Raw genomic sequence first — 3,908 nt, 5'->3', positions numbered from 1 at the left:
TCGAATTCGAGCACCTGGGCACCGCCACCCCCTTCGAGCTGCCCGAGGGCATCCACCTGCTGGGCGGAGGCACCGAGGATCAGATCCGCCTCGAGGGGCTCCCCTCGGGCTTGCTGACGCTGCGCATCGAGAGCCAACGCCTCATGGTGGAGGCGGCCCGCACCTTCATGGTGCAGGGGGTGATGGTGCCGCCGGGCGTGCCGCGCCTCGTGCTGCCCGGAGAGGTGGTGGGGCTGCCCGAGGGGATGAGCCTCAAGGTGCTGGAGCCCGCTGGAGACGCCGAGCGGCAGGTGGGCACCATGGCCGTCCTCAAGCACCTCCTCACGGACACGGAGGAACCGCCGCCCTCGCGGGCCGCCACCCTCACCTGCCTCATCGGAGCGGAGGTGGGCCGCACCTTCGCCCTCGCCGAGGCGAGCACCGAGTTGGGCCGGGGCAGGGAGGTGGCCGTGCGTCTGCGGGACATCGCCGTGTCGCGCCGGCATGCGCGCGTCCGCCACCACGAGGGCGCCTTCCTCCTGGAGGACCTCGGCGGCCCCAACGGCGTCTATCTCAATGGGAAGCGGGTGGAAGACTCCTGCCCGCTCCACGAAGGCGATGTCATCGAGCTGGGCCGGACGCTGCTGCGCTTCCAGGCCCCCATGGCCGAGCCTCCTCCCCCGCGGGGCGAGAAGGATCCATCCAAGGAGCCGGAAACCGCCTCCACGCCGACCCCCGAGAAGCCCCCGCGTCCCCCAGCCCCCTCGGACGAGGACTCCGCGGAGCCCCCGCGGGTGCGGTGGGAGTGGTGGCTCATCGGCCTCGGGGCGACAACCGCCCTCGTGGGGCTGCTCGTCACCTATGCCCTGGTGACCTGAACGTCAGGCGCTCAGCGGCGAGAGGCCCGCGCGCTCCACGAGGAGTCGTGCCAGGTCACGGTGGTGCGAGAAGAAGCTGGTGAAGTGCACGAGCCCCCGGCGACCACGCACGGCATACACCGTCACCGGGCCCTGCAGCACCTCCACCTTGCTGATGTCCGCGAACGTGAAGCGCCGCGTGCGCACCAGACCCCGGTAGGTGATGCCTCCCGCGTCCACGACGATCCGCGTGCGGCCGTAGTACGTCACCGACACGCCGAAGAAGAGGACGAAGAAAAGCGCCGAGAGGAACGTCTGTACCGGGACTCCGTCGAAGCGGAGCAAGTACAGCAGCACCCCCAACCACAGCAGCGTCGCGGCTCCCATGATCGCCGCGAGCACCCCGTGGGGGCGAAATACCTCCTGCCTGCCTGCCTTCGGTTCGCGCCCGTTCATGCCAGAAAGCTAAGTTCCGGGCCTGACATGCGCCACCCGAGCCCCCAGCAAGCAAGCAGGGGAGTTCGGGGCCTGACTTCCTGGGAGCTCCGAATGTTCGGAGCTATTCAGCTTCGGGAGGCTGTCCGGAACGGATTCTGGATGAGCACCGTCTCGCCGCGGTCCGCGCCCACGGAGATGCAGTTGACGGGCACGCCGCAGATCTCCTCCACCCGGCGCACGTAGCGCTTGGCGTTCTCCGGCAGCTCATCGAAGGTGCGAACCCCGGCGAGCTTCTCGTCCCAGCCCGCCATCGTCTCGTAGAGGGGTTTGACGCGCGCCAGGTCCTCGTAGTCCCCGGGCAGCTCGGTGATGCGCTTGCCGTCCAGTTCGTAGGCGGTGCAGATCTGCACCGTCTTCAGGCCGGAGAGCACGTCCATCTTCGTGAGCGCCATGCCCCACAGCCCGTTGACGCGCACCGCGTAGCGCAGCACCACGCCATCCAGCCAGCCGCAGCGGCGCGGGCGGCCCGTGGTGGCGCCGAACTCGTCGCCCACCTTGCGCAGCCGGTCACCCGTCTCGTCCGTCAGCTCCGTGGGGAACGGACCGCCACCCACGCGCGTGGTGTAGGCCTTGCTGATGCCCATCACCTTGTCGATCGCCGTGGGGCCCAGGCCCGAGCCCACCGCCGCGTTGCCCGCCACGCAGTTGGAGCTGGTGACGAAGGGATAGGTGCCATGGTCCACGTCCAGCAGCGTGCCCTGGGCGCCCTCGAAGAGGATGCGCGCCCCGCGCTGCACCTGGCCCGCCAGGAAGAGCGACACGTCGCTCACGTGGGGTCGCAGCCGCTCGCCCAGCGCGGCGAACTCCTCCTGGAGCTTCTGCGCGTCCAGCTCGGGGGGCTGCTCGTTCGCGGCGCGGCACAGCTCGCGCAGCTCGTCGCGCACGCCCGGGAGTCGCTCGTCGATGCGCTTGCGGAGCCGCTCGGGGTGGAGCAGGTCGCGCACGCGGATGCCGCGGCGGGCCACCTTGTCCTCGTAGGCCGGGCCGATACCACGTCCCGTGGTGCCGATGGCACTCACGCCCCGGGCCTTCTCGCGGTACGTGTCCAGCAGCTTGTGCCACGGGAAGATGACGTGCGCGTTGTCCGAGATGAGCAACTGCCCGTCATCCTTCAGGAAGCCGCGATCCTTGAGGGTGTCGACTTCCTTCATCAGCACCGCGGGGTCGATCACCACCCCGTTGCCGATGACGCAGGTCTTCCCCTGATGGAGGATGCCCGAGGGAATGAGGTGCAGGACCGTCTTCTGTCCGCCCACCACCAGGGTGTGGCCCGCGTTGTTGCCCCCCTGGAAGCGCACGACCACCTGGGCGTGCTCGGTGAGCAGGTCCACGACCTTCCCCTTCCCCTCGTCTCCCCACTGCGCTCCGATGACGACGACATTCGGCATAGTGGGGCCCGCTTAGCACGCACGGGGGCCGGCGTGACAGTGTTCCGCGAAGCCACATCCCAGTGATTCACAAGTCGACCGCTCCCTGCCCGGCCAACTCCCCCCCACATCCGCTTCCACCAGGGCCCGGGCCGCGTCCCGCAGGCGCTCGGCGATGGAGTCCAGATCGTTGGACACCGAGGGGAACTCCGGCTCCGGTACGTCCTCGCCCAGGAAGGCCAGGCCCACCTGCACCGGGACGCCCTCGCGCACCATTCGCCGCGAGGCCAGCAGCAGGGCCGCGAGCGACTCGGCATGCGCCCGCGCCCCCCTCGGGTGCCGCTTGCCCGGCTTGAAGACCACCACGCGGGCCTCGCCCGTTGGCGTCTCCCAGAGGAGGTCCACCTCGCCCTCGAGGGCCGCCGCGTCGCTCCCCGGCAGGTTCAGCACGAAGGGCAGCGCGCGGTGCACGCTCGCCGTGGGCGCGGTGGCCAGCCGGCGGGCGAAGGCGGTGCCCAGGAAGCGCTCCACCGTGGCGAGGGCCTCCCCCACTCCGTCCTCGGACTCGTCCCAGCCCGCCTCGCGCACGAGGGTCTCCAGGTGCGCGCGGCGCTCCGAGGCGGACGCCGCGGCCATGCGGAAGTCCACCGTCCGCAACAGGGTCAGCGCCCGACGGGCGGGGCTCGGGGCCACGCCACCCCACGCGTCCCGCTCGATGTACAGCGGCGACTCGCGCGGCGGCGACTCCCAGGCAGAGCCCACCGCGCGCAGCCCGAGCCCGTGCACGTAGCGGTAGCGGCGCGGACAGGTGAGGAAGTCCTGCACGGCCTCGGTGGCCACCACCGCCACCTCGGGCGAGGCCAGGGCGGCGCGCCCATGCGCCCGCTGCACCGCCGCCTCGATGCGGGCCTCCTGCTCCAACGGATCCACGGCCTCGGGCTCGAACGACTCCGGGGGCGGAGGCAGCGTCTCCACGTCGAGATCCTCGACGAGCCCACGCAGCCGGACGTCTTCCTTCAGCCGCTCATCGAGCAGGCACCACCACGAGTCGGACGCGCCGCGCTCCTCGCCACCCGAGAGGATGAGCCTGTCCCGGGCACGGGTGAGCGCGACGTACAGCACGCGCCGGTACTCGGCCGTCTCGCGCCGCTTCAGCTCGTCCTTCACCTGGTCGTATCGGGGGGAGCGGTACTTCTCGAGGCTGTCC

At 70.9% G+C, this 3,908-nt stretch carries 4 protein-coding genes; 1 reads left to right on the top strand and 3 read right to left on the bottom strand.

Going from position 1 to position 3,908, the window contains the following annotated elements; genetic code table 11:
• A partial coding sequence (locus VF794_RS28160) for an FHA domain-containing protein (RefSeq protein WP_331115669.1) occupies positions 1-857 on the top strand: 857 nt, incomplete at its 5' end.
• Positions 858-860: 3 nt separating this feature from the next.
• Here VF794_RS28160 and VF794_RS28155 read toward each other — a convergent pair.
• From VF794_RS28155 to VF794_RS28145, 3 genes are all read right to left on the bottom strand, one after another.
• Positions 861-1,223: a PH domain-containing protein gene (locus VF794_RS28155; RefSeq protein ID WP_414640968.1), complete on the bottom strand. Its 363-nt coding sequence runs from the start codon at positions 1,221-1,223 to the stop codon at positions 861-863.
• 176 nt (positions 1,224-1,399) lie between these two features.
• On the bottom strand, positions 1,400-2,722 hold the full coding sequence (locus tag VF794_RS28150) for an adenylosuccinate synthase (protein ID WP_331115665.1): 1,323 nt from the start codon (positions 2,720-2,722) through the stop codon (positions 1,400-1,402).
• Positions 2,723-2,734: 12 nt separating this feature from the next.
• Positions 2,735-3,908, bottom strand: a 1,174-nt coding sequence (locus tag VF794_RS28145; protein WP_331115663.1) for a PD-(D/E)XK nuclease family protein, incomplete at its 5' end; no start/stop codon positions are given.

The sequence above is a fragment of the Archangium sp. genome (assembly GCF_036389735.1).
In the GTDB taxonomy this organism is placed as follows: domain Bacteria; phylum Myxococcota; class Myxococcia; order Myxococcales; family Myxococcaceae; genus Archangium.
This window is presented reverse-complemented; position numbering and strand designations above follow the sequence as displayed.

Bases quoted from the DNA above. Each gene is read 5' to 3' on its own strand.
- VF794_RS28155 (WP_414640968.1), bottom strand. From the start codon at position 1,223: ATGGGAGCCGCGACGCTGCTGTGGTTGGGGGTGCTGCTGTACTTGCTC.
- VF794_RS28150 (WP_331115665.1), bottom strand. From the start codon at position 2,722: ATGCCGAATGTCGTCGTCATCGGAGCGCAGTGGGGAGACGAGGGGAAG.